A 24,570-nucleotide genomic window follows, 5' to 3' on the forward strand; every position below is an offset into this window, starting at 1 on the left:
TTGCTGTTCCCGGAATTTGGGCTATCCCAAAGGTAACACCCCATCCTCACCCTCTCCGGTACGGGATCCCACCCTTCTGCGGCGGCAAATGCCGTACCTAAGTAACGGCCGGGGATCAAGCGCTGGCTTCTGAGGTCTCCTCCTCGGCAACCAAGGCAGCGGGTACCACTGTAACTCCCACAATGCTGTCTTCCGGATCCAGGCGCTGCACCAGCACCCCGGTCGCCTCGCGGGACTGGGTGGGAATGGCCTTGGCCAACTGGCGCATGACAATGCCCCTGGCGGTTACCAACAGGATCTCGTCTTCGGCATTGACGATGCGCAGGGCCGCCAGCTCGTCCGACGCCTGGCGGAACTTGGTGGCGATCACCCCCTTGCCGCCGCGGTTTTGCTGGCGGAAATTGTCGATGGCCGAGCGCTTGCCCCGCCCTTCTTTGGTGATCACCAGCACCCAAGGGTTAGCCAGCTTCTCCCCCTCTCGCTCGGCAGCCATCACCGATTCGGCAGAGATAATATCCATGCTGACGATGTCATCGCCGGCGTTGAGGGTAATGGCCCGCACGCCCCGAGTGGCCCGTCCCAGAGGGCGCAGTTGCTCGTCATCCGCCCGGAAGCGAATGGACATGCCTTGGCGGGTTGCCATGACCACATCGTCGCTGGAGCGGGCGCGGCGTACCCAGCGCAGTTCGTCGTTTTCTTCCAGAGAGATGGCGATCAGGCCGTTGGAGCGTACATTGGCAAAGGCGCTGAGGGCCGTTTTTTTGATGTAGCCCCCGCGGGTGAGCATCACCAGATATTCGTCGTCGCTGAACTGGCTCACCGGCACCATGGACGTAACCCGCTCTTCCCGGGTGATCGGCAGCAACTGAACGATGGCGCTGCCGCGGGCGGCGCGGCTCCCCTGGGGGATCTGGTGGGCGGGCAGGGTATAGACTACGCCTCGATTGGTGAAAAAGAGGATGGTGTCGTGGCTGCGACAGGCAAAAAACTGTTCGATGGCATCGTCTTCTTTGATGCGGGCGCCGGCTTTGCCGCGGGTGGCTCGCCCCTGCACCTGGAACTCCTCAAGGCCCATGCGCTTGATATAGCCCTGCTCGGTTAGAAAGATAACCGTCTCCCGATTTTCGATCAGATCATCCGTTCCCAGCTCCCCATCCTCCAAACAGAGGCGGGAACGGCGCGGGCTGGCAAAGCGGGCTTTGAGCTGCTGCAGCTCTTCGCTGATGATCTGCATCACCCGTTCTCGGCGGGCCAGAATATCCCGCAGGTCGGCAATTTGCCTCACCAAGTCTTCGTGCTCGGCCTGGATTTTTTCCGCTTCCAGGGCGGTGAGGCGGCGCAGCTGCATCTGCAGGATCCCGTCGGCTTGGGCTTCACTCAGGCCCAACACCGCCTGCAATTCCTCTCGGGCTGTGGCGGTATCGGCGGCTCCCCGAATGAGGGCAATCACCCGATCCAACTGCCCCAAAGCCAAGAGATAGCCCTGCAGCAGGTGATCCCGCTCTTCGGCTTTTTGCAGCTCGTAGCGGGTGCGCCGCTCGATCACCTCTTCCCGAAAATCCAGAAAAGCCTGCAGCGCGTCCCGCAGGGTCAGGGTGCGCGGCTCGCCGTTGAGGATGGCCAGCATGTTAACCCCAAAGTTGGCCTGCAGGGGGGTTTGCTTGTAGAGGTTGTTGAGCACCACCTGCGGCTGGGCATCCCGCTTTAGCTCGATCACCACCCGCATGCCGCTGCGGTCGCTCTCGTCGCGGATGTCGGCAATGCCTTCCAGTTTTTTCTCGTTGACCAGCTCGGCGATCTTCTCAATCATGGCTGCCTTGTTGGTTTGGTAGGGCAGCTCGGTGATGATGATGGCATCCCGAACCGGTCGGCCCCGCTGCTCGATCGTCTCCACCCTGGCCACCCCCCGCAGGGTGATGGAGCCGCGCCCGGTGGTGTAGGCTTCGCGGATGCCCTCCTGGCCCATGATCAGCGCCCCGGTGGGGAAGTCGGGGGCCGGGATCCACTGCATCAACTCCAGGCTGGTCAGGTTGGGGTTGTGGATGAGGGCGATCAGGCCGTCCACCAATTCGCCCAAGTTGTGGGGCGGGATGTTGGTGGCCATGCCCACGGCAATGCCGGAAGAGCCGTTTAAGAGCAGTTGCGGGATCCGCGCCGGCAGCACCAGGGGTTCTTGCTGGGATCCGTCGTAGTTGCCGACAAAATCGACAGTGTTGGCGTCAATATCCTGCAGCAGGGCTTCTTGGGCAAAGGCAGTCAGCCGACACTCGGTATAGCGCATGGCTGCCGGCGGATCGTTGTCCACAGAGCCGAAGTTGCCATGCCCATCCACCAGCCGCTCCCGCATGGAGAAATCTTGAGCCATGCGCACCAGCGCATCATAGACGGCCTGATCCCCATGGGGATGGTATTTTCCAATTACATCCCCCACCACGCGGGCACACTTGCGGAAGGGGCGATCCGCCGTCAGGCCCAACTCGTGCATAGCGTAGAGAATGCGGCGGTGCACCGGCTTCAGGCCATCCCGCGCATCTGGCAAAGCCCTCCCGACGATCACGCTCATGGCGTATTCCAGGTAGGACTGCGACATCTCCCGCTGCAGGTCGGTGGAGATGATGCGCGCCGTCGATTCGTTGTCGCTCATGGGGTTGGGTTATCGTTGAGGGATCCCAGTCGGCCTTGGCGCAGTGGGTTCATGGAAGTTTATCGAGAAGCCAACCTTGGCCGTGGCAGAGTAAACTACCCGACCCTGACTGCTTCGCAGTACGGGGCGGGCTTTCGGTAGCCCTGCAGTTAGTAAACTAACCACGAGCCTCTGGGCTGGTTTACGGGCAGCCCCAATCGACCGTTACCAGTGCCCTAAACAGCCGTTTCTGGTGTCCGCAGAATTATTATAGCATTCCTCCCGACACTGACCCTACGGGTACAGTGCGGGGCTCCTGCGCTAGTAAGCTGAAGGTGATTGAATTGAGCAGAAAGCTTTTGTATTCCCAGTCTACCATTCGCCCTTTGTGAAGGCTGGCTGACTTCCAGTAGGAGAGGCTCGGTGGTTCATCGGCGGCCCTCTCTACAGCCTCATGGATCGAGATTTACAGGTGGGCCAAGCGGAGCTGATCATTACCCTGACCGGCATCGACGACACCTTTTCCCAAACCATCCATGCTCGCCACTCCTACTTGGCCGATGAGATTCTCTGGAACCACCGATTTGCCGATATTCTCCACCTGGACAGCAATGGGCATCGCTATGTGGACTACTCTCACTTTCACACAACTCTACCGGCTCAAGCCCCATGCCTCACTCTGAGTGGGATCCAGATAGGGATCCCTGAGGGAAATCATAGAAGAAAACCTATCATCTAGCGTGATCTCTATAGTAACGTTCAATGATAGGCTGCCCATAGCGTGGAGGGCTTTGGGGCATGCTGAGCCAAGCGAAAGAACAACAGTCCGGCAACAGGAGATTTCTGGATTGGCACCGACGTCTGAGCCTAGACAACTGGCGCGGGGATCTCTTCGGCGGGCTGACGACGGCGATTGTTTCCTTGCCGATGGCCTTGGCCTTTGGGGTGGCTTCGGGGGCAGGGCCGGTGGCGGGCTTGTACGGAGCAGTATGCGTGGGCTTTTTTGCGGCTCTGTTTGGGGGTACGCCCACGCTCATCTCCGAACCCACCGGGCCGATGACTGTGATGATGACGGCAGTGGTTGCTAATGTTACAGCCCGCTATCCGGAGCAGGGGCTGGGGCCGGCCTTCACCGTGGTGATGCTGGGGGGCTTATTTCAGATCCTGTTTGGATCCCTGAAACTGGGCAAGTACATCACCCTCATGCCCTACAGCGTTATCTCCGGCTTTATGTCCGGGATCGGCTGGATCATGATTTTGCTGCAGATCCCGCCGCTGCTGGGCCACGCCAGCCAGGGGGGAGTGATTGGGGCGGTGCAGAACCTGCCGACCTACCTGCTCAACCTCAAGATGCCAGAGCTGGGGCTGGGGTTGCTGACGCTTGCCATCCTTTTTGGCTATCCCAAGCCCTGGCGACGGGTGGTGCCGCCGCAGTTGGTGGCTTTGGTGTTGGGAACGCTGGCGGCCAGCTTGTTTATGGCCGATTGGGATTTGCGGCGCATTGGCCCCATCCCCACCGGTTTGCCGCAGTTGCAGTGGCCGCAGTTGCCCTTTGCTTCTCTAGCTAACCTGGTGCTGGATGGAGTGGTGCTGGGGATGCTGGGCTGCATCGATACCCTCTTGACGGCAGTCATTGCCGATAACCTCACCCGCACCCGCCACGACTCCGACCAAGAGCTGATCGGGCAGGGGATCGCTAACTTGGTGTCCGGCTTCATGGGAGGGCTGCCGGGAGCAGGGGCAACCATGGGCACGGTGGTCAATATCCAGTCGGGGGGACGTACCCCTCTGGCGGGCGTCACCCGCGCCCTCATTCTGTTGATGGTGGTGCTGTTTGCAGCTCCCCTCACGCAAGGGATCCCAATGGCGGTGCTGGCAGGGATCGCCTTTAAGGTGGGGGTGGATATCCTCGACTGGAGCTTCCTCAAGCGGGCCCACCGCCTTTCCCTCAAAGGGGCAGCCATCATGTACGGAGTGATGTTCATGACGGTGTTTGTGGATCTCATCGCTGCAGTGGGAGTGGGAGTGTTTGTGGCCAACTTGCTCACTATCCAACGCCTCAGCGAGATCCACTCCGAAGAGGTGAAAGCCATTACCGATGCCGATGATGCGGTGGATCTCACTCCCCGTGAGAGGGAATTGCTGCGCCAGGGATGCGGGCAGGTGTTGCTGTTTTACCTGAGCGGGCCGATGATCTTCGGGGTTTCCCAAGCCATTTCCCGCCAACATCAGGCGGTGGCCTCCTGCCAAGCGCTGGTGGTGGATCTATCAGATGTGCCGATGCTGGGAGTTTCGGCGACGCTATCCTTGGAAAATGCCATCCGCGAGGCCCTGGATCGGGGCAAACAGGTGTGGATTGTCGGAGCTAGAGGTCGGATCCGGCAGCGCCTAGAAAGCCTGCATCTGCCACTGTCCCCAGAGCGGTTTGTGGACAGCCGTGAGGTGGCCTTGGCCGAGGCTGTTGCCCAGTTGGGCTTGCCGCTCGAGGCCAGTCCCCTGGTTTGAGTAACCCCAATTGGCCTGAGCCACAAAGCTGCGGGATCCGTTTGCCAGATCTAGGTTAAGTCTGAGTCTATGCAATGGAAGGGTCGGGTCGCCTACTTGGCAACCATGCATCGCAAAGAGCAGGTCATCGGCCCTCTCTTGGCCGAACATTTGGGGATCCAAGTTCAAGTAGTAGCTTTCGACACCGACCAACTGGGCACCTTCTCGCGGGAGCGGCCCCGACCGGGGGATCCCCTACAGACTCTGCGCCTGAAGATTGCAAGGGCTTTGCAGGATCATCCTGAAGCTCTGGGCTTGGCCAGCGAGGGATCCTTTGGCCCCCACCCCCAGATCCCTTGGATCCCTTGGAATCAGGAGTGGGTCATGCTCAGGGTTTTTGAACCCGGCGCGGAGCCCTTGGAGCTGGTCGGCTATGCAGAGAGCACCCAAACCAATTTCAGCCATCGCTGGGTACACAGCTTTGCAGAGGCGCTGGACTTTGCCCAGAAAGCGGGTTTTCCCCAGCACGCCCTGATTGCCCTCGACCGGCCAGAAAAGCCCCAGGTTATCCACAAAGGAATCCAAGACGAAGCAACCCTGAAGCAGGTGGTGGGGGAGCTGCTGGCTCGGCAGGGTGGCCTGCATCTGGAAACCGACATGCGGGCCCTGTACAACCCAACCCGGCTCCAAGTCATCGCAGCCGCCACCCAAAACCTAATCGCCAAAGCCCAAAGCCTGTGCCCGGCCTGCGGCACTCCCGGCTACTGGCGGATCCGCTCGGTCTCTGGACTGCCCTGCGGTCAATGTGGCGCCCCCACCCCCGTGGCCAAGGCTTGGGTATATGGCTGTGCTCGCTGTTCCCACACCCACACCGAGCCTGTGGCAGAGCCCTGGGCGGATCCCGCTCAGTGTGCCTTTTGTAATCCCTAGCTTTGTCCCAAGCTTGACGTCAAGCCCAGGCTTTCATCCCCCCAGAGGGGCTGATGTAAGAAAATAGGGATCCAACCCAGTGGATCCCTACTTAGCAACTTGGATGTCAGCGCAGGGATTTTAAGAACTAGAAAGTAAACACAGCTCGCAAAGCCCCCACGCCAATGGTTGGGTCGTTGTCTCCGGGTCTGCCGCCATTGGGGTTGCTCACAAAGTAGGCAGCAGGCGTTAGAGTAATGTACTCGTTGACCGGGAAGCTGTAGTAGACGTCCACAACGAAGGGGCGAGTATCCCACACTCCGTCGTTGTCTGTGGTCACGATTGGCTGCCCAAATACAATCCCGCCTGTGGCACCCTCCACAAAGAGGTCAGGGAAAACAAAGCCAAAGAGGAAACCATTAAAGTTTTCCTCACCCGGATCCACAGTGCCAGCCGGTACCACGTTGGGCAAGTTGTAATCCACATTGCCAGCCGTAAACCAGCCAGACAAGGTAATTCGAGGGCTAAGCTCCCAGTTGGCTGCGACTGTAAAGGCGTTTACCCGCGCAGAGACATCGACCTGCGTTCCTCTTACTGGTCCACGGAAGAGACTTTTACCCGTGGCCAGGAAGGTGGGGCCGTCATTTGCTTGCTGCAGGTAGGTGGAAGCAAACTGAAGGTAAAACTCCAAGCCCTCGGTTGGCAAGAAGCCCAGCTCGACGGTGTGAGCGCTATCATCACCTGTCAAGCCACTGTCGCCAAAGCCTCTCCCCAAGGCTTGCCCTCTTCTGGTGCTGTAGGCGTAGGCTAAACGAAACTGGTCGCTCAAACGGAAGCGAAAACCAAATAGGGTTCCGCTGGGCACATCTGCCGTAGATTTGGGAGCATCGGCAAAGTCCGACAGGGCATCAAAGGGCGTGCTGTACTGCAGAACGCTCCCCACTCCCGTACCCGTAATGCCCGTGTAGATAGTAGCAGCGCGGTCGAAAGCAGGGAATTGATAAACCAGCTGGGCCAGGGTGAAAGTGCCACCGCCACCACCGCCAAAGCCAAGGCCGGGATCCCCCTCAAAGAACTCAGTCACAGCATCGCGAGCTTGGAGACGAATGCGCAGGCGATCGCGACCCACAAAAGAAGCATCGAAGTTCAAGCGTACCCGATAGGGAAGAGTCATGTTGGCTTGGTTTTGCTCTGCCACTACCTTCCCATCAACAACTCTGTCTTCCGTGAGAGCGCTGCCTACAACAGCAGCGATGACTTGGGCATTCAACTTGGTAACCGGGTTGAAGACCTTCCCTTTCAAATCAGTAACATCGGCTTCCAGGGCATCCACCCGCCCGCGCAGGGCTGCCAGCTCAGCAGCAAATTCCTCTTGCAAGCGCTGCAGAGTGGCCAAGTCTTCCTTGGAGACTTTGTCGGCCAAACCGGCTGCAATCAACTCATTGATGCGATCCAAGCAGGCGTTCATACCGGCGGCAAACTCAAAGCGAGTCATAGCCCGGTTGCCGCGGAAGGTGCGGTCAGGGTAGCCGGCAATACAACCGTAGCGCTCCACCAAGGATTGCAGGGCTTGGAAGGCCCAGTCGGTGGGCTGCACATCCGAAAGCTCAGAGATGGAGGTGACCGGCCCGGTAGCTTGGGCATAAGCCACTCCAGGGGTCAGGATCGCTGCTGCACCCAGAGTGCCGGCCAGCAGCGTTTTCCAGTAGTTCGCGTGTTTCGCGGGCATGTTTCTCTCCTTGTTCTTTTCCTCACACCTTTTTGGCTGTAGAAGTGTCCTCATAGAAGCGACAAACTGCCTACCTCAATAACGAGCCTGGCAATCGCGGACTCTGGGAAGACATGATACAGCCGAAGTCCACATCGTCTACCACTTTACACACTTTCTGCGCGAGACTCAATGCGAGACCCAACTGCGGTAGATGATCGAGGCTCGATATCCACTACTCTACCTCAGGGATCCGGCTCTGGCTAGCGGGTGTATCTCAAAGTAAACTACCCGACTCTGACTGCTTCGCAGTACAGGGCGGGCTTTCGGTAGCCCTGCAGTTGGCAAGCCAACCACGGACCTCTAGGCTGGTTTACAGCAGCCCCCAAAAGCGCAATCACATTCGCACCATTCAAATCCGCATCCCCTTCCCATCCACAGTGTCCACACTTAAACTTCTTTCCACTGCGATAGGATTGCGTAGGATCGGGATGGATGTGCAAACACCGGTGGCAGGTCTGCGACGTGTAGGCAGGCGGAACCAGCACCACAGGTACTCCGGCAATGGCGGCCTTGTAGACCACGAACATCCTAAGCTGGTAGAACGCCCAGTTATTGGTTCTGCGGCGCTCAGCTTTGCTGCGTGGCTGTTGATTGACCCTTTCCCGGATCCCTGTCAAGTCTTCCAGAGCAATAGCGCTGTTTGTCGCCTTTGCCCTAGAGACAATAGCTTTGGAGATGCGATGATTGACCCACGCCTGAAAGCGCCTCTCCTTGCCAGACAGCCGTTGCAACAGTTCTCTGCATCTGCGCCGCGAACTGCGGGTGCCCTTACTGGCTTTGCGTTGGAGTACCGCCCTCAACCGCGAGTGATGGTCTCGGACTTTGTTCAACTGCTGTCCATTCCAGTTATCCCCTTCTGACGTATGAGCAATATCCGTCCTTCCCAAATCCACCCCCAGCACTCTGCCCGTGCGTTGCGGTGGGGATGGCTCCGCTTCCACACAGATCTGAATAGAGTAGGAACCGTCTTTGCGCTTGACCAGAGTGGCGGATTTGGGGTTGGAGCCTGCCAACTGTTCTCTCTGGTAGCGGCCAATCGCCAGCTCAAAGCGCTCCCGACCCTCCACCGTGGTCAGCGACACCGTCCAGTCTTTCTCGCGAAACGAAAAGATACGGGCATCGTAGGTCGCAAAGCCTCTCTTGAACGCTTTGACCGGACGGTTTTTCTGTTGGGCAACTTTACGGGCACCGGCCAGCCGTCTGCAGACCTGCTGGTCGCGTAAGCGGGACGTAGTCCTTGCCAAGTTACTGGACAAGCCAAACCGAGCGCGAATCTGGTAATAGCAAAGGGACTGGAGTTTGACTGCGTTGACTACTTTTTCTGGTGTGTTTTGGTTGACCCAGTTCAACGCCTGCACAAAGGCATCCATTGTCGCATCCAACTTTGCGGCTTGCGACTGGGACACCTTGAGCTTGCAGGGGACGGTCAGGACTTGGGTCATGGTTCTATCATAACTTCCGCATTCCTCCCGACACTGACCCTACGGGTACAGTGCGGGGCTCCTGCGATTTCTAGCTGAGACAGAGCTCTCAAGCTGCAAGCTCCGGTGGGGATGGGCGGTACCGGACTCGAACCAGTGACATCCTGCTTGTAAGGCAGGCGCTCTACCGCTGAGCTAACCGCCCTGGGGGATCCCAGTCCACCGAGTTTAGCATTCCCAAAGAACTATTTCCCCATGCCCAGGCTTTGCGCCTTCTGGTACACCTTCCCCTCGGTCAGGAGGGAGGGGGCGATGCAGATCTCCACCTGCTGCATTTCTCGGAGATTGGCAGCCCCCAGGGTGGCCATGCTAGTGCGCAGAGCACCCCAGAGGTTGTGGGTGCCGTCGTCCAGGCGGGCGGGGCCGCACAAGATCTCTTCCAGGGTGCCGGTGGATCCCACGCGGATGCGGGTGCCGCGGGGCAAAACGGGGCTGGGGGTGGCCATGCCCCAGTGAAAGCCGCGACCGGGGGCCTCATAGGCGCGGGCCAAGGGGGATCCGATCATCACTGCATCGGCTCCACAAGCGATGGCCTTGCAAATGTCGCCACCGGTCACCAATCCGCCATCGGCAATCACAGGGACATAGGTGCCGGTTTCCGCCAAAAACTGCTCCCGTGCAGCGGCACAGTCGGCAATCGCTGTAGCCTGTGGTACCCCCACCCCCAACACGCCGCGGGAGGTACAGGCAGCCCCCGGGCCGATCCCCACCAAGACACCGGCAGCTCCGGCCTGCATCAGCTCCAAGGCAACATCGTAGGTAACGCAGTTGCCCACCACAACAGGAATGGGCATCGACCGGCAAAATTGGGCCAGATCCAGCAGTTCCATGCCTTCGGGAACCTTGTGGTGAACGGAAACCACCGTGGCCTGAACGAAAAACAGATCCCCCCCGGCTTCAGCCACCAGGGGGCCGTATTGGGCGGCGTGGGCGGGCACGCAGCTAGCGGCGGCAATGGCGCCAGCAGCTTTGATCTGGCGGATGCGTTCTTGGATTAGCTCTGGCTTCACCGGCTCGCTGTAGAGGCGCTGCATTAGGGGCACAAACTCGTCTTTGCCCACCGACGCAATCTGATCCAAAATCTCATCGGGATCGGCGTAGCGGGTTTGGATCCCATCCAGGTTCAACACCCCGAAGGCCCCCAGCTCCGAGAGCAAAATGGCCATTCGCACATCCACCACGCCATCCATGGCGCTGGCGATGATGGGGATTTGCCGTTGGATCCCTCCCAGGGTGAAGTGGGTATCCACCAGGCTGGGATCCAGCGTTCGTCTGCCTGGGGCCAGCGCGATTTCATCCAGCCCGTAAGCGCGTCTTGCCTGCCGATTGCGGCCCAGTTGCACGTCCATTTTTCCCCTGTTCTGCGGATCCTTGTTCTTATCATGCCGCCAAGGAGGGATCCAAGGCCAGCGAGAGTCTTGTTCTCTTGGCTGCGATCCCGGAGCGGGTCTCAATCCGCCCCAAAGGTTCGAGGGGGCAAGGGCGTGAAAATGTGCCCTTCTTGCAGGTTGCCGAAACTGCGGCAGCGCTCGGATCCCCAGCGGAACCCGTAGAGGGCGATGTAAGCACACATCAAGGCATCCACTTGATCTTCGTAGTTTTTGAGCCGACGGCTCTTGAGGGATCCCACCTCCACTTGGAGCAGCTCTTCGTGATCCTGGAGAGCCGGGTCAGCGGCAGCCAGAGAGCGCAGATGATGCTGGTAAAGTTGCCAAGCTTGTTGCCGTTCTGGCCAGGTGCGTCGGGGGCGGGCCTTGTATTTCAGGGTGCGGCTGAGGCCGAAGAGACTGACCAAGGCGCTGTGGGGGAAGACCTCGGTCACTTGGCGGGTAAGTTTTCCTCGCTCGATGCTGGCCTGCTCCCGAAAGCCATAACTGGCTAGGGCTTGCACCAAGGCTTCCCCTCTCACCTGGCCGTTTTTTTCTAGAAGCCGGCGGTTGGCCGGGTGGGCCCCGGCTGCATAGGCGCGAAACACCCGGTTCAGTTCGGCCTCGGCCCGTCGCTGTCCGCTGAGGTTGGGGACGCGCAGGGGGGCATCCACCGCCACCAAGCAGGGATCTTCGCCCGCCTGAGCTTGAATGTAGTCCAGGATCTCCTCATCCGTTTGGAGAATGCGGCTATCGACCAGATGGCCTGTCAAGTTTTGCCTGCCGGGATCCCCGAGCTGGACTCGCAGCGTGGCCAGACCGGAAGGGTTGCGGGTTGACCAGGCCAGATCCAGGCCAATGCAGATCAACTGAGCCACACCGCCTTCCCCTTCTCTTCAAGTTGGACAGAATCAGAGTCGTTATCAAAAAACCAGTTTGAGGCAGTTCCCGATTGCATGGCTCCGGCGCCCTCACCCCCAGCCCCTCTCCCAAAGGTAGAGGGGGATCAACGTCACAGACAGTTGCGCTGCTGTTGCATGGGTATTGGGAATGATCCCGCCAGCTCGCCTGTCTTGATAAAAAATAAAAATCCATAAAAAAGGGATCCCACCAGGGGATCCCGAAAGATTCATCCAAGATGCCTGGCCAGGAAGCGAAGTGCCCATGGGCTCTTCGGTGAGCCTCAGGGATCCGCCTCCCTGTGGCAATCAACAGATCAGTAGTCGTAGTCACTCATGCCGCTGCTTGCCGGCGTGTTGGTTTTGGGCTCGGGCTTGTCCACCACGATTGCTTCGGTGGTCAGCACCATCCCCGCAATGGAAGCGGCGTTTTGCAGGGCGGAACGGGTAACCTTGGCCGGGTCTACAATGCCCGCTTCGAACATATCCACGAAGGCGTCGTTCTGGGCATCGTAGCCGGTGTTGAAGGGCTTGTCTTTCACCCGCTCCAGCACAATGGAGCCGTTTTGGCCGGCGTTCTCAGCAATGCGGCGCAGCGGAGCGCCCAGAGCGCGGGCGACCAGGTTGGCCCCCACCAGTTCATCGCCGGACAGGTTGGCTTGCGCCCACTCGGTTACCACCGGGATCAGGTGTGCCAAGGTGGTACCGCCGCCGGGAACGATCCCTTCTTCTACCGCCGCTTTGGTGGCGTTGATGGCATCTTCCAGGCGCAACTTGCGGTCTTTCATCTCGGTTTCAGTGGCCGCGCCCACTTTGATCACTGCCACACCGCCGGAGAGCTTGGCCAGGCGCTCTTGCAGTTTTTCTTTGTCGTAGGTGGAGTCGGTTTCCTCAATTTGACGGCGAATTTGCTCGCAACGAGCTTTCACGGCCGCTTCGTTGCCTTCCGCCACGATGGTGGTATTGTCTTTGGTTACCGTGACGCGACGGGCAGTGCCGAAGGAATCGAGGCGAGCGTTCTCCAGCTTCAGGCCGCGCTCTTCGCTGATCACCTCACCGCCGGTCAGGATGGCGATGTCTTCCAGCATGGCCTTGCGGCGATCCCCAAAGCCAGGCGCTTTCACCGCCACCACGCTCAGCACACCCCGCAGCTTGTTCACCACCAGGGTGGCCAGCGCTTCTTTCTCAATGTCTTCGGCGATGATCAGCAGGGGACGACCGGCGCGAGCCACTTGCTCCAAAACCGGTACCAGGTCTTGAACCAGGGTGATCTTCTTGTCGGTGATGAGGATGTAGGGGTTTTCCAGAACCGCCTCCATCCGCTCGGTGTCGGTGACGAAGTAAGGGGAGATGTAGCCCTTGTCGAAGCGCATCCCTTCCGTCACTTCCAGCTCGGTGGTCATGGACTTGCCTTCTTCCAGGGAGATCACCCCTTCGCGGCCCACTTTGTCCATGGCTTCGGCAATCATGCGGCCCACCTCTTCATCGTTACCGGCGGAAATGGCCGCCACCTGGGCAATGGCTTTGGAATCTTCCACCGGGCGGGCATGCTCGGCGATCTTGTCGACCAAGAACTTCACCGCCTTGTCGATCCCTCGCTTCAGGGCAATTGGGTTGGCGCCGGCAGCCACGTTTTTCAGACCTTCTTTCACCATGGCGTGAGCCAAGACCGTGGCCGTGGTGGTGCCATCCCCAGCCGTGTCATTGGTCTTGGAAGCCGCCTGCCGGATCAAGGAAACGCCGGTGTTCTCAATGTGGTCTTCCAGCTCAATTTCTTTGGCAATGGTTACCCCGTCGTTGATGATTTGGGGGGCGCCAAACTTCTTCTCCAGCACGACGTTGCGCCCTTTGGGACCCAGGGTAACGGCTACGGCTTCTGCCAAAATATCCATGCCGTGCTCTAGAGCGCGGCGGGCTTCTTCACTGAAGATGATTGATTTGGCCATAGTCAACCTCTCCGATGCAAATGCAGGTAAGGGTGAAACAGAGTCTTAAGGATTCAATCGTTCGTTGAACTGCTGCTGAATCACTGACCATTACTGAACAATGGCGAGAATGTCCCGCTCGGCCAACAGCACATATTCATCGCTGCCCAGCTTGACTTCGGTTCCGGCATACTTGGAGTAGAGCACTTTGTCGCCGGCTTTCAGTTCCATCGGGATCAGCTTGCCCTCGTCGTTGCGCTTGCCAGGGCCAACAGCAACCACTTCCCCCACCTGGGGCTTTTCCTTGGCAGTGTCCGGCAAGAAGATCCCACCTGCGGTTTTCTCGTCCTGCTGAGCGATTTTGACCAGCACGCGGTCGCCCAGCGGCTTCAGGGTAGAGACGTTAAGAGCTACTGCAGCCATGACGAATGTCCTCCGTGATCCTAAAGCACGAAGCTGAAGTTTTCATTTCCATTAGTTCCACTTCCCCGAAGGGAAGCGACTTAGCACTCTCGACTTACGAGTGCTAGTTTATCAGCCAACTTTCTGGCCTGACAATAGCCTCTGTCGGTGGGATCCCGCTTTTGGCGGGTACGGTCGGGGTGCGGATCCCCCTACTTTTGGTGCCGGTGTGGGATCATGGCCTGAGTTGGGCTGGGTTGAGAAGGTGTGGATCCCGTTGTTTCAGGTGGATGCGTTTACGGCAGTGCCTTTTGCAGGTAACCCCGCGGCGGTGTGTCTGCTGCCCCAGGAGTTGCCAGAGGCGCTGATGCAGGCCATTGCCGCAGAGAACAATTTGTCGGAGACGGCTTTTTTACTTCCCCAGGGATCCCAGGGCGAGGTTCCCCACTATGGGCTGCGCTGGTTTACGCCGACGACGGAGGTGGATCTCTGTGGCCACGCCACCTTGGCTGGTGCCCATGTGCTGTTCACCGAGGTGCATCCTGAGGCGGAGAGGGTAGCCTTTTCCACCCGCAGTGGCCTGTTGCAGGTGCGGCGGCAAGGGGATCGCCTGGCCATGGATTTTCCTGCTCAAACTCCGGAACCTTGGCCAGAAGCCAAGGAGCAGGTGGCAGCGGCTTTAGGGATCCCACCTGTGGAGCTGTACCGCGGGGGTATGGGGGTGGCGGTGCTGGCTTCGGCGGGACAGGTGCAGCAGGTGCAACCGGATCTGGCCCAGGTTCAAGCGCTCCCCGTTCCGGGGTTGATCGTCACAGCCTCTGGGGCGGCTCTGGGGAATGGGCCGGATTTCGTCTGCCGCGTTTTTGCCCCTCGGCTGGGGATCCCGGAGGATCCGGTGACGGGATCCGCCCAGTGTCTTTTGATGCCCTATTGGGCCAAACGCCTGGGCCGACTTGATTTGAAGGCTCACCAGCTCTCGGCCCGCGGGGGCGAGCTGTGGTGCCGAGATCGAGGCTCACGGGTGGAGATTGCTGGGCAAGCGGTGCTGGTGATCAGAGGAGAGCTGAGGCTGCCTTAGAACCGTTGTCGACTAGGGTGCTAGCGGCAGGGAACAAGGCCTCCGGCCCGCTAGGGCGAGCAGTTGAAATAGATGGTAATAAAAACCACGACTGCTATCAGCCCTACAGAACAAAAAACACCTCGGATACCTCCGAGGTGCAGGCCAGGAAAGAGCTTGAGCTAGCCAAGGATTTCGGCGGCTTGAATGAGCTCCACCTGCTTTTTCTTGAGCACCAATAAGAGCTGGGCAATCGTAACGGCTGCCAGGAAAGCCACCAGCCATTTCACCCGCTCCGGGCTTTGCAGCACCAGATCCCGCTCCACCTGGCCAAAGCCGCCCACATTGGGATTGTTGGTGACGGGATCCCCTTCTTTGACGCTGTCGCCAACAGCAACCACCAGTTCCGGCCCAGGCGGCACCACCAGGTTTTGGATCCCGCTTTCGGTCTCGAAGCTGAGAACCCGCGTGCCCGGCAGCTCGTATTCCGGGGGCACCAGGCTGGCCAATTCAGCCGGCAGATCGCTGATATCGGAGTTGAGGGTGGCGATGTTGACCAGACGCCCGGTGGCCGGAGCGCGGAAAACGTTGTTGTTGCTGAGGCTGCCGTCGGGGTTAAGCTGACCGCGACCTCGGTTGGCCCCGATGTAAACGCGATACTTCATGAAGGCCACCGAGGGATCCTCTTTCGGGTCAGGGGCCACCACTGGAAAGACGATTTCTTGATGCTGCTCGCCCGGCAAAGGCCCGACCAGGAGGATGTTGGGCTTCGCGTCGCTGTAGGGGGTGATGTAGGTCTCGGCAGTTTCTTGCCGTTGTTCCTCGGTCATCTCGGCTTCGGTGGCTAAACGGAAGCCCTCCGGCAAGACCACCACCGCGCCCACATTCAACCCACCCTTGCTGCCGTCTGCCAGCACCTGCTGCTTGCTCAGGTCATAAGGGATCCCAACTTTGATGGTGAACACCTGGCCGGGGGTGACGGCCTGGGGCACCTCGGCGCGAGTGGGCATGGCGTTCAGGTGGCAGTTGGCACAGACAATTTTTCCAGTCGCCTCGCGGGGGTTGTCGTAGGCCATCTGGGCATAGTAGGGGTAGGCTGCCGCCGGACGTGCCCCCATCCCCAGCAACAGCAGCAGCCCACAGAAGGCCAAGCAGATTCGCTTCATAACTCTCAGCTCAGAATGAATTTCCATCACAGGTTTAGGACACAGTCTTGGAACAGCCATCTCGACAATTTGCCCCAAATCGTTCGGCAAAAGCCGGCACAGCCAGCGGGATCCCTTGCCCTTTAGGTTTCCCGGAAATCGGGGCCTTGCCAAGGGCTGAAGCGGACGTTGTCGCCATCCACAGTGGCGCTCACCAGCTCCAGCGAGCGGGGAGCCGGTCCCCGGATCACCTTGCCATTGGCCGCATACTGGGATCCGTGGCAAGGGCACTTAAACAAGTTTTCCCCCACATTCCAGGGCACCACGCAACCGAGGTGGGTACAAACCGCGTTGAGGCCATAGTTGGCCACCGCCCCGTTGTCGATCACGATGTAGGTGGGATCCCCTTTCAAACCTTGGGCCAGCACCCGGTCCGTGGCAGCATGGGTGGCCAACAGCTCACTGACACTGATGGGCTTGCCGAGAGCGTCCTGAGCTATGAGGCCCTCACCCCCTCCACCGGAAGAGGGCGGGATAAAGTACTTCACCACCGGGTAGAGGGCGCCCACCACCACGACTCCCACAGAGCCGCTGAGCAGGGCATTGAGAAGAACCCGCCGGCTCATGGGGGGCGCTTCAAAGTTGCTAACCGCTTCCGTCATAATGGCAAATGCAGACCTGAGAAGTTTTAACGTTCGTTGACAAGCGACATCATCCTAACCGACCCCTCTGGCCAATATCGTTAAGAAATGCAACGCTGTAAGAGGCCGTGGCCTTCCTTCCCAAGGTGAGCGGCCCACCCAGCGCGATTGGAGCCAGATCCAAGCCAGCCTCAGACAAGTCTGATGAAGGGATCCGACTTTCAAGCTTTGTTGCGCGAGAAGTGGGGCTATTCCTACGACGTGCAGCTGCGGCGTATCCAGCAGAAGGTGGTGCTGCTGGTGATGTGGCGCTATCTGGAGCAGCCCTCCTTCCCCTTGAGCGAGGCCGAGTATTTGGCCCACTTGGAGAACGTGCTGGCCCATTTGCAGGCTTGGGGGGTGTGGGAAGCGGTGCGTCGGGAAATCGAAGCCACCCGTCAGAGACCCCGTATGGGCAAGGCGGTGGCCATTCCTCTGGATTTGCAGAAGGTGGGGGAGCGGGTCTCGGAGTGGTTGCTGTAAGTTCTCCGGGGGAGAAAAAAGTCCAAGCAAACCCAAGCGCCGGATTCTCCGGCTGGGCAAGAAACTCGAATGGGTCTCAGCTCAAACGGCAGACCGGGAGTTTGCCCAACGGCCATGACCTCTCTAGAGGGGACGCGGCTTGCGCACTTGTTCGGTTTCGGGGCGATCCTGCTGAGCTTTGGATTCCAAAAGTTGGCGGAATGCCGGCTCGTCCAGACGGTAGTCCCGCTGCTCGATCAAATCCCGGTCGGTTGAGTAAATGGTGTCCGACTCTGGCACAACTTCTTGACGGCGGAAGCGGCGGGCAAAGTTGAGTTTGCGCAGCAGCGCCTCTGTGGGATGCTGCAGATGCTCTCGCCAAAGCTGCCGGACACGATTGCGACGCTCCACTCCCTGGTTGCGGATTTGCAAGGTCAACCACCGAACGGCGGGCACCGCCAAAAACAGCGTGCCGTAGAGGAAGAGGAAGCCGATCAACGGGTAGATGAAGGCCAAAAAAGCATTGCTGCCGGCTGCCGCTGCCACCTCCTCCCGTGCCCCATAGAGAATGGCGGCCAGAAAGAAATTGAGAACTCCCAAGCCTCCTGCCAGGGTCAGTTGACCAGGCGTGGCCCGGCTGAACACCCAAGGTTTCTCCTGCAACACCTCAGGGATCCCCTTGGGCTTGCGCTCTGAGGCGGCCACCTGCAGCTCTGGGAAGCGGTAGACAATGTCCCCATCCTCGCTGACCTCCGGCTGGCCGTCGAACTTGAGCAAAATGGGCAGCATGTAATCTTCGTATTCCAAGGCCGGGGATCCCGGCTCCACATCCAGGTAGGGCAACACCTGTTCCGCTGCGATCACCCCCCCATTGGCACGAATCAGTTGGCCAATGAGGGCATAGCGCTCCTCCTCCAGGTTGGCATTGGGATCCCCGTCCCCAAAGAGGAAGCTGTACACCGCTTCCAGGAAGTTCAGCTCGGATTTTTGCGGCTGGTGGGGGCGCGTCCGACCGGAGTAGCTGCCATAGTAGGGATAGGGATCCCAGAAGGGGTTGCCGATCCAAAGGTTGGGGAAGTAGTAAAACCCTATCCCCCGCGACCGGCTGCGATTGTCCTGCTCGCGGCTGCTGGCCATTTGCAAGGCAATCAACGCCAGGACGATCAAGACAATCGACACCACCAGCAGGATGCCGAAGGAGATGCGCAGCCCATAGAGGAAGCCCCCCCACAGTTTGCGCCGCAGGGCCGCCAGCTGATCCTGCTGCTCCTTGCGCTTGAGAATGCTGCGAAAATCCGGTGGAAAAACGTAGGTAATCTCCCCCTGCCGGGAAACCTGGAGATGCCCCTCCGCCTTTTGGGCCAAATTCAGCAGCTCTTGTTTGGCCTCGTGTAGAGCCAAGCCCGTGCTGGATGCAATATCTCCCAGCGTGACCCGCAGGCCCAACTGCTCCACTGCATCCATCACCAATGTTTGTGTAGCCACTCTTAACCTCCGCTTTCTGCCCCAATTGCCGAGGAGCCTGTCGGGATCCCTGGACGCAGATCCGCTCCCCTGAGCTAGACCTAGCGTCTCCTCTATTCCCAGTATCTGATACATTCACGCTGAACTCTCCTGAACATGGTTCAGGAAAGAAGCGATCGCATCCTGCCTATCTCTGTTCGCGTCAGCGGGACGGAGTCCAAACAGGAAGGCGGTATCCCGCAAAGCCCTGAGGAATACCCCCCGAGCGCTTTCCCCCTTCACTTCCCGGCAACCGTTGCGGTGGACTCAAGGATCAGGGGGAAACTTGGTCTACTATATCCCTCTCAATGACTTTTGCCAAACCGCCTAAAGCTCAGTAAATTCAGCAAAGTTCAGGGTTTTGGGGGTTAGAGGCATGCTCCCCACTAACCCAGCAGCGGCGAGGGTTATACCCCCCTCTAGGGCAGCCAAGCCATCACGGCCAGCAGGGTCGAGAGGATCCCGATCAACACCCAGATGAGGGGCTTAGTGTCCAGCGGGGGATCCGCTGCCCGGCGGCTGAGGGGATCCCCAGAAGGAGCGCCAGATCTTGGGGAAGGGCCTTTGCGTTGGGAGCGCCCATAGGCCAAGCGGTACTCTGGGGGATCAGCTTCCTCCAGCCGGCTGAGATCGGGAATTTCGCTCAACCACTCCGCTGGACGCCGCAGACGAGGGGCTTGCCAGATGCCCAAGACATAGCGAGCCTGCTGGGCAACTTCTGGATCTGGGTTGCGCAGCAAGGTTTGGGCCAACAGGATGGCCTCCTGCGTTTCGCCAAGGGCTTCTTGGGCCAGGGCCTGCCAGAGCCGTAGCTTACCCGACTGCGGATAGCGGCTTTGGGCCTGCTTAACCTCCTCTAGCGCCTGCCGGTATTGTCCTCGCTCGAACCTCAACTGGATCAGAGCCAAGTGCTGAGACAATCTCAGGTCTTTGGGAAGCGTCATGCTCAGGATCCGCAGGTTAGCTAGACCGCCGGGAAGCCCCGTCCTCTCTCGCTTTAGCGGCGCGGAGCGCTTTGCATCAGCATGAGTGCGGGAGTAGGTCACGTCAGCTTCTGTTCTACCCCAAACCCCACCAGCAACAGCTCCTGCAAAGGCTGACCCTGAGGGGGACGTTGGTAGGTAAGGATCTGCCGCAGGCGCAGGCGCGGATTCAGTAGAGTGATGGTATCTACAGCAACCACACGAGTGTAGGTGGTGGTCATCACCAGTCGCAGGGATCCGGGATCAAACCGGAAAGCCGCCACCATCGGGCGATCTTCCTCGTAGGCCCGATCCCGCAGGTAGTCTCCCTGCAGCCCCAGGGGGGTTTCCTGCCGAGGGACGAACAGCATGTTCAGCTCTTGCCCGGCCTCCTCCCCCGTTTCGGAAACGGTCTCAAAAGCCAAGTGAAAGCCCAAAAAACCATCCACGTTGTGGTTGGGGTAGTTGTTGTCGGCGAGCACCTTGTGCTTGAGCTCAGGGGTGAGAGTGCGAATGGTGAACTCGGTGCGGGAGCGCTCCACCTCGCCACGGTCTAGGTAATGGTAGGTGCGCTCTGTGCGCCAAGCCCCAATGCAGCAGTTGAAAAAGTGGTGAAATTTCTGGATGGCGTTCATGCGGGCGGGAGCGGACAGAGTCAGAAACCGGCGCTGGAGCCGAGAAGTGGCCCAGAAAACCCTGCCTCTGATCCTAAAACGAATTGAAAACAAACAGGAATCCAAATCCTGAATGCCAACGATTGAGATCTGGGTCTGGAGCGGGATCTCCTCCCTCACCCGCTTTTGGCCACCGGGATCCCTTGGGTCTGCCCCAACAACTCCAAGGCTCGCTGCAGCTGGATGTCCTCCGGCCCGGCCAAGGTTTCTGCCGTCAGGGGAATGGATCCCTCCGCCACCACCACATCGGGCTGGATCCCCTGGCGATGGATGTCGTGGCCGCTGGGGGTAAGGTACTTGGCCGTGGTCACCGCCAGCCCCGAGCCATCCGCCAGCTCCAGCAGCGATTGAATCAGACCCTTGCCAAAGGTGCGCGTTCCCACCAGTTGAGCTCGCCCACTGTCCTGAAGTGCCCCGGCCAACACTTCACTGGCACTGGCGCTGCCCTGATTTACCAAGACCACCAGCGGCGCCTCTGTGAGCACCTCGCCGGTGGCGGGAATGCTGTCTTGAATGCCGTGGCGATCCGTCACCAGCACAATGTCACCCTTGGGGATCCAGAAGCGGGCGATCTCAATGGCCGCCTGCAAGAGTCCCCCCGGATTGTTGCGCAAATCGAGAATGTAGCCCCGCACCCCTTGAGCTTCTGCGGCCCGAATGGCTTGGCGGACTTGAGCGGCAGCATTGCCGTTGAACTGGCTGAGGCGAATGTAGGCCACCGATCCCTGAGGCAGCTCAAAAAAACGGGTGTGCACGGGGTTGATGGTGATCGATTGGCGTACCAGCTCCACCTCCCAAATGCGATCCTGCCGCCTCAGCTTCAAAGTAACCGGCGTGCCGCTGCACCCCCGCATCCGCTCGGCCACTTCGTCCAGGCTCAGCCCCGCCACCGGCACCCGATCCACCGCCAAAATCTCATCCTGGGGTTGGATCCCGGCCTGCTCGGCAGGAGTGCCTTCCATGGGGGCAATCACCCGCACCGCCCCCTGCTCATCGATGGCAATCTGCAAGCCGACACCGCTCAGCTCGCCGGCTGTGGAGGTCTGCAGGCTGAGGTAGTGCTCTTTATCCAGAAAGCGAGTAAAGGGATCCCCCAGAGTGGCCAACATCTCCTCAATGGCCTGATAGGTCTGCTTGCGCTCCTTTAAGGGCCGGGAGAGAAACCGTTGCCGCACCTGCCACCAGTTTTGCCCGTTAAACCCCGGATCCACATAGGCCCGATCCACATAGGCCCAAGCCTGCGCCAGCAGTTGCTGCTCTTCTCCCCAGCGGCTGGCCTGCCCTGTACAGGCGCCAATGCCCAAACTCGCCCAGAGCAAACACCCAAGCAAGACAATGCGGATCCCCCACCCTCTCCAGCGGATCCCTGTGTATCTCGGCTTCTGCACAACCATCGATCCCAAAAAACATTAAGAAACATGAACAAAACGCAATATCGAAAACTTGCCTGGCCTCCTGGGATCGAGATCTTCGTCCCCAAGCTGAGCCCGACGCCAGGATGGTGTTAAAAGATTGTGTTACATTGCTGAGTGGAGTGGGCTTGCCCCGCCCTCGAGATCCAATTTCAAGAATTGCAGGCATTATGAGCAAAGTTTACGACTGGTTGGACGAGCGGCTGGAGATTACGCCTTTCGTCGACGACGCAACAGGGAAATTCATTCCGCCTCACGTTAACATCTTCTACTGCCTCGGCGGGGTGACGCTGGTGTGCTTCTTAATTCAGTTTGCCACCGGCTTCGCCATGACGTTTTACTATCGTCCGACGGTGGCTGAGGCCTTTGAATCGGTGAACTACATCATGACCCAGGTGAACTTCGGCTGGCTGTTGCGCTCCATCCACCGTTGGAGCGCCTCCATGATGGTGCTGATGATGATCCTACACACCTTCCGGGTCTATCTGACAGGGGGATTCAAGAAGCCCCGCGAGCTGACCTGGGTAACCGGCGTGATCTTGGCGGTGCTGACCGTCTCCTTCGGCGTTACCGGCTACTCCCTGCCCTGGGATCAGGTGGGCTACTGGGCAGTCAAGATCGTCTCAGGTGTGCCCAGTGCCATTCCGGTGGTGGGCGACTTGTTGGTGCAACTGATCCGGGGCGGCGAAGCAGTGGGTCAAGCTACCCTGACTCGCTTCTACAGCTTGCACACTTTCGTGCTACCCTGGCTGACCGCAGTCTTTATGACCATGCACTTTTTGATGATCCGCCGCCAAGGCATTTCTGGGCCTTTGTGAGCAAGGTTTGACTCCCAGACGCCTTTGACTTTCCTGGTAACTGGGATCTTTACCTGCCACTTTTTCAGAACTTTTGCCCCTAGATAAGGAGAACTCTCATGGCTGTCTCAAAACAGGTGATAGCGACCGAGGCCATTACCCGCAAGGTTGACCTAGACAATCCCAAAGTTGTAGCCAAGCTGAAGAAAAACATGGGCCACATGACCTATGGTGAGCCCGCTTGGCCCAACGATTTGCTCTTTATGTTTCCGGTGGTGATCCTGGGCACTATTGGAGTGATCGTTGGCCTGTCAGTCATGGATCCGGCAGGTGTAGGGGAGCCGGCGGATCCCTTTGCTACGCCTCTGGAAATTCTGCCGGAATGGTATCTCTACCCCGCCTTCCACATCCTGCGGATTGCTCCCAACAAGCTGTTGGGAATTGCTCTGATGTCTGCCATTCCTGTGGGTCTCTTGTTTGTGCCCTTCATCGAAAACGTCAACAAGTTCCAAAACCCCTTGCGCCGCCCGGTGGCGACAACGGTGTTCCTGATCGGCACCTTGGTCACCCTCTACCTGGGCATAGGTGCCACCTTGCCCTTGGATAAGTGGGTCACCTTGGGCTTGTTCTAAAAGAACATCTGGGACTCCCGCTTGATGGGTTGATCTTCATCATCACCATCAGAATCACCATCAGAGTGCAGCAGGTTGGTGGCCAGGCTGCACTTTGTTATTTGGAGAGCTTTTTAGAGGAGTTGTCTGCAAACCTGTGTGCCAAGGGATGGGCAAGTCCGCCGAAATGGTAGTATCTCTACGCCCTCATCTTCAGCTTGACCGCTCATGAGCACTTCTTCTTCAACTGCTCGAACCTATCGGATCACAGCCCTTGCCGGAGATGGCATCGGCCCCGAAATCATGCGGGTGGGACGAGCCGTTTTGGATGCAGTTGCCCGGCAGATGGGATTTGCTCTCCAGTGGCAAGAGGGCCTAATCGGCGGGGCTGCCTACGACCAGACTGGGGATCCCTTGCCGGCAGAAACCCTGAAAATGGCTCAAGAGAGCGATGCCGTTTATCTGGCTGCTGTCGGCGACTTCAAGTATGACGCTCTGCCTCCTGAGAAACGCCCCGAGCGGGCCTTGTTGGGTTTGAGGGCGGGGCTGGGGCTGTTTGCCAACTTGCGCCCGGTAAAAGTCTTCCCTCAACTGGTGGGGGCTTCCTCCCTGAAGCCAGAGGTGATCTCGGGGATCGACCTGGTGGTAGTGCGGGAGCTGACGGGGGGCATTTACTTCGGCCAACCTAAGGGAATCTTCACGGATGCCCAGGGATCCCGGCGCGGCGTGAACACTATGGTCTACAGCGAAGCTGAGGTGGATCGGATTGCCCGAGTTGCCTTCGAGCTGGCCCGCAAGCGTCGGCGCAAGCTCTGCTCGGTGGACAAAGCCAACGTTCTCGAGGTGTCGCAACTGTGGCGGGAGCGGGTCAATGTCATTGCGGCTGAGTACCCGGAGGTGGAACTTTCCCACCTGTACATCGACAATGCCGCCATGCAGTTGGTGCGCTGGCCCAAGCAGTTCGACGTCATCCTCACGGGCAATCTCTTCGGCGATATCCTCTCCGATGAAGCGGCCATGCTGACCGGCTCTATTGGTATGCTGCCCTCTGCCTCTCTGGGATCCTCTGGCCCCGGCCTATACGAGCCGGTACATGGGTCGGCTCCCGACATTGCCGGACAAGACAAAGCCAACCCCATTGCCCAGGTGCTCTCCGGCGCCCTGATGCTCCGCTACTCCCTGGATCAGCCGCAAGCTGCCGACCGCATCGAACAGGCGGTAGAAGCCGTTTTGGCGCAAGGGTACCGCACCCCAGACCTCTACTCTGAGGGAATGACTTTAGTGGGTTGCCAGGAAATGGGAGAAAAGTTGGTGGCAGCCCTGTCCCAGCAGCAGGCGCAATAGCCTTTTTCGGGGCCACAGGCTACAGCCAAGGCAGACGTGCGGCGATTTCCAAGCAATTTCCA

Annotated in this window: 21 protein-coding genes and 1 tRNA gene; 8 read left to right on the forward strand and 14 right to left on the reverse strand. The window is 59.2% G+C overall.

Translation table 11 applies throughout. From position 1 onward, the window contains the following. Positions 1-115 precede the first annotated feature (115 nt). Positions 116-2,644 carry a DNA gyrase subunit A gene (gyrA, locus tag ACVWXE_RS04065; RefSeq protein WP_457489657.1) on the reverse strand — a complete coding sequence of 843 codons (2,529 nt, stop codon included), beginning with the start codon at positions 2,642-2,644 and terminating at the stop codon, positions 116-118. A gap of 409 nt (positions 2,645-3,053) precedes the next feature. On the opposite strand from gyrA, the gene ACVWXE_RS04070 reads away from it, so the two are divergent. The 3 genes from ACVWXE_RS04070 to ACVWXE_RS04080 all read left to right on the forward strand — a co-directional run bounded on the left by ACVWXE_RS04070 (position 3,054) and on the right by ACVWXE_RS04080 (position 6,037). After that, positions 3,054-3,362, forward strand: coding sequence for a hypothetical protein (locus ACVWXE_RS04070; protein WP_457489673.1), 309 nt, complete (start codon positions 3,054-3,056; stop codon positions 3,360-3,362). Positions 3,363-3,421: 59 nt separating this feature from the next. Further along, on the forward strand, positions 3,422-5,128 hold the full coding sequence (locus ACVWXE_RS04075) for a SulP family inorganic anion transporter (protein ID WP_457489658.1): 1,707 nt from the start codon (positions 3,422-3,424) through the stop codon (positions 5,126-5,128). Between the two features lie 69 nt (positions 5,129-5,197). Continuing rightward, complete coding sequence (locus ACVWXE_RS04080; RefSeq protein WP_457489659.1) at positions 5,198-6,037, forward strand: DUF6671 family protein; 840 nt, start codon at positions 5,198-5,200, stop codon at positions 6,035-6,037. Positions 6,038-6,164: 127 nt separating this feature from the next. Here ACVWXE_RS04080 and ACVWXE_RS04085 read toward each other — a convergent pair whose 3' ends face one another. From ACVWXE_RS04085 to groES, 7 genes are all read right to left on the reverse strand, one after another. Continuing rightward, positions 6,165-7,745 carry an iron uptake porin gene (locus ACVWXE_RS04085; protein WP_457489660.1) on the reverse strand — a complete coding sequence of 527 codons (1,581 nt, stop codon included), beginning with the start codon at positions 7,743-7,745 and terminating at the stop codon, positions 6,165-6,167. Between the two features lie 266 nt (positions 7,746-8,011). Further along, a complete protein-coding gene (locus tag ACVWXE_RS04090) occupies positions 8,012-9,229 on the reverse strand; it encodes an RNA-guided endonuclease InsQ/TnpB family protein (protein WP_457489661.1) in 1,218 nt (405 codons plus the stop codon). A 112-nt stretch (positions 9,230-9,341) separates the two neighbouring features. Further along, positions 9,342-9,413 (reverse strand) — tRNA-Val (locus ACVWXE_RS04095). Between the two features lie 40 nt (positions 9,414-9,453). Next, positions 9,454-10,617, reverse strand: a complete 1,164-nt coding sequence (locus ACVWXE_RS04100) for a GuaB3 family IMP dehydrogenase-related protein (RefSeq protein ID WP_457489662.1) — start codon at positions 10,615-10,617, stop codon at positions 9,454-9,456. 101 nt (positions 10,618-10,718) lie between these two features. After that, entirely contained in the window at positions 10,719-11,513 is a 795-nt protein-coding gene (locus tag ACVWXE_RS04105) for a DUF429 domain-containing protein (RefSeq protein WP_457489663.1), read from the reverse strand. A gap of 338 nt (positions 11,514-11,851) precedes the next feature. After that, on the reverse strand, positions 11,852-13,480 hold the full coding sequence (gene groL / locus ACVWXE_RS04110) for a chaperonin GroEL (protein ID WP_457489664.1): 1,629 nt from the start codon (positions 13,478-13,480) through the stop codon (positions 11,852-11,854). 90 nt (positions 13,481-13,570) lie between these two features. Next, the gene (groES, locus tag ACVWXE_RS04115) at positions 13,571-13,882 is read right to left on the reverse strand and encodes a co-chaperone GroES (protein ID WP_011433225.1); all 312 of its coding nucleotides are present in this window, start codon (positions 13,880-13,882) and stop codon (positions 13,571-13,573) included. Between the two features lie 244 nt (positions 13,883-14,126). Between groES and ACVWXE_RS04120 the strand changes: the two genes are divergently transcribed. Further along, complete coding sequence (locus ACVWXE_RS04120) at positions 14,127-14,939, forward strand: PhzF family phenazine biosynthesis protein (RefSeq protein ID WP_457489674.1); 813 nt, start codon at positions 14,127-14,129, stop codon at positions 14,937-14,939. A 161-nt stretch (positions 14,940-15,100) separates the two neighbouring features. Here ACVWXE_RS04120 and ACVWXE_RS04125 read toward each other — a convergent pair whose 3' ends face one another. Both ACVWXE_RS04125 and ACVWXE_RS04130 read right to left on the reverse strand, forming a co-directional pair. Beyond that, a complete protein-coding gene (locus ACVWXE_RS04125) occupies positions 15,101-16,084 on the reverse strand; it encodes an apocytochrome f (protein WP_414423627.1) in 984 nt (327 codons plus the stop codon). 122 nt (positions 16,085-16,206) lie between these two features. Beyond that, complete coding sequence (locus ACVWXE_RS04130; protein WP_414351678.1) at positions 16,207-16,725, reverse strand: cytochrome b6-f complex iron-sulfur subunit; 519 nt, start codon at positions 16,723-16,725, stop codon at positions 16,207-16,209. A gap of 183 nt (positions 16,726-16,908) precedes the next feature. On the opposite strand from ACVWXE_RS04130, the gene ACVWXE_RS04135 reads away from it, so the two are divergent. Further along, positions 16,909-17,226, forward strand: a complete 318-nt coding sequence (locus ACVWXE_RS04135) for a DUF3067 family protein (protein WP_011433229.1) — start codon at positions 16,909-16,911, stop codon at positions 17,224-17,226. A gap of 123 nt (positions 17,227-17,349) precedes the next feature. Here the strand turns inward: ACVWXE_RS04135 and ACVWXE_RS04140 are convergent, their stop codons facing one another. The 4 genes from ACVWXE_RS04140 to ACVWXE_RS04155 all read right to left on the reverse strand — a co-directional run bounded on the left by ACVWXE_RS04140 (position 17,350) and on the right by ACVWXE_RS04155 (position 21,738). Beyond that, the gene (locus ACVWXE_RS04140) at positions 17,350-18,690 is read right to left on the reverse strand and encodes a hypothetical protein (RefSeq protein WP_457489665.1); all 1,341 of its coding nucleotides are present in this window, start codon (positions 18,688-18,690) and stop codon (positions 17,350-17,352) included. A gap of 437 nt (positions 18,691-19,127) precedes the next feature. Next, positions 19,128-19,652: a hypothetical protein gene (locus ACVWXE_RS04145; RefSeq protein WP_414389191.1), complete on the reverse strand. Its 525-nt coding sequence runs from the start codon at positions 19,650-19,652 to the stop codon at positions 19,128-19,130. A gap of 98 nt (positions 19,653-19,750) precedes the next feature. Then, positions 19,751-20,305 carry a phycobiliprotein lyase gene (locus tag ACVWXE_RS04150; protein ID WP_457489666.1) on the reverse strand — a complete coding sequence of 185 codons (555 nt, stop codon included), beginning with the start codon at positions 20,303-20,305 and terminating at the stop codon, positions 19,751-19,753. Between the two features lie 155 nt (positions 20,306-20,460). After that, positions 20,461-21,738, reverse strand: a complete 1,278-nt coding sequence (locus ACVWXE_RS04155) for a S41 family peptidase (RefSeq protein WP_457489667.1) — start codon at positions 21,736-21,738, stop codon at positions 20,461-20,463. 188 nt (positions 21,739-21,926) lie between these two features. On the opposite strand from ACVWXE_RS04155, the gene petB reads away from it, so the two are divergent. From petB to leuB, 3 genes are all read left to right on the forward strand, one after another. Continuing rightward, on the forward strand, positions 21,927-22,574 hold the full coding sequence (petB, locus tag ACVWXE_RS04160; protein ID WP_041436518.1) for a cytochrome b6: 648 nt from the start codon (positions 21,927-21,929) through the stop codon (positions 22,572-22,574). 98 nt (positions 22,575-22,672) lie between these two features. After that, positions 22,673-23,185, forward strand: a complete 513-nt coding sequence (gene petD / locus ACVWXE_RS04165; RefSeq protein WP_011433236.1) for a cytochrome b6-f complex subunit IV — start codon at positions 22,673-22,675, stop codon at positions 23,183-23,185. Between the two features lie 207 nt (positions 23,186-23,392). Further along, the gene (gene leuB / locus ACVWXE_RS04170; RefSeq protein WP_414399133.1) at positions 23,393-24,508 is read left to right on the forward strand and encodes a 3-isopropylmalate dehydrogenase; all 1,116 of its coding nucleotides are present in this window, start codon (positions 23,393-23,395) and stop codon (positions 24,506-24,508) included. Positions 24,509-24,570 lie beyond the last annotated feature (62 nt).

The organism is Thermostichus sp. MS-CIW-41 (assembly GCF_054058915.1).

Coding starts and splice junctions, on each gene's coding strand:
- gyrA (WP_457489657.1), bottom strand. CDS start 2,644: ATGAGCGACAACGAATCGACGGCGCGCATCATCTCCACCGACCTGCAG.
- ACVWXE_RS04075 (WP_457489658.1), top strand. CDS start 3,422: ATGCTGAGCCAAGCGAAAGAACAACAGTCCGGCAACAGGAGATTTCTG.
- ACVWXE_RS04080 (WP_457489659.1), top strand. CDS start 5,198: ATGCAATGGAAGGGTCGGGTCGCCTACTTGGCAACCATGCATCGCAAA.
- ACVWXE_RS04085 (WP_457489660.1), bottom strand. CDS start 7,745: ATGCCCGCGAAACACGCGAACTACTGGAAAACGCTGCTGGCCGGCACT.
- ACVWXE_RS04090 (WP_457489661.1), bottom strand. CDS start 9,229: ATGACCCAAGTCCTGACCGTCCCCTGCAAGCTCAAGGTGTCCCAGTCG.
- ACVWXE_RS04100 (WP_457489662.1), bottom strand. CDS start 10,617: ATGGACGTGCAACTGGGCCGCAATCGGCAGGCAAGACGCGCTTACGGG.
- groL (WP_457489664.1), bottom strand. CDS start 13,480: ATGGCCAAATCAATCATCTTCAGTGAAGAAGCCCGCCGCGCTCTAGAG.
- groES (WP_011433225.1), bottom strand. CDS start 13,882: ATGGCTGCAGTAGCTCTTAACGTCTCTACCCTGAAGCCGCTGGGCGAC.
- ACVWXE_RS04125 (WP_414423627.1), bottom strand. CDS start 16,084: ATGAAGCGAATCTGCTTGGCCTTCTGTGGGCTGCTGCTGTTGCTGGGG.
- ACVWXE_RS04130 (WP_414351678.1), bottom strand. CDS start 16,725: ATGACGGAAGCGGTTAGCAACTTTGAAGCGCCCCCCATGAGCCGGCGG.
- ACVWXE_RS04135 (WP_011433229.1), top strand. CDS start 16,909: ATGAAGGGATCCGACTTTCAAGCTTTGTTGCGCGAGAAGTGGGGCTAT.
- ACVWXE_RS04145 (WP_414389191.1), bottom strand. CDS start 19,652: ATGACGCTTCCCAAAGACCTGAGATTGTCTCAGCACTTGGCTCTGATC.
- ACVWXE_RS04150 (WP_457489666.1), bottom strand. CDS start 20,305: ATGAACGCCATCCAGAAATTTCACCACTTTTTCAACTGCTGCATTGGG.
- ACVWXE_RS04155 (WP_457489667.1), bottom strand. CDS start 21,738: ATGGTTGTGCAGAAGCCGAGATACACAGGGATCCGCTGGAGAGGGTGG.
- petB (WP_041436518.1), top strand. CDS start 21,927: ATGAGCAAAGTTTACGACTGGTTGGACGAGCGGCTGGAGATTACGCCT.
- petD (WP_011433236.1), top strand. CDS start 22,673: ATGGCTGTCTCAAAACAGGTGATAGCGACCGAGGCCATTACCCGCAAG.
- leuB (WP_414399133.1), top strand. CDS start 23,393: ATGAGCACTTCTTCTTCAACTGCTCGAACCTATCGGATCACAGCCCTT.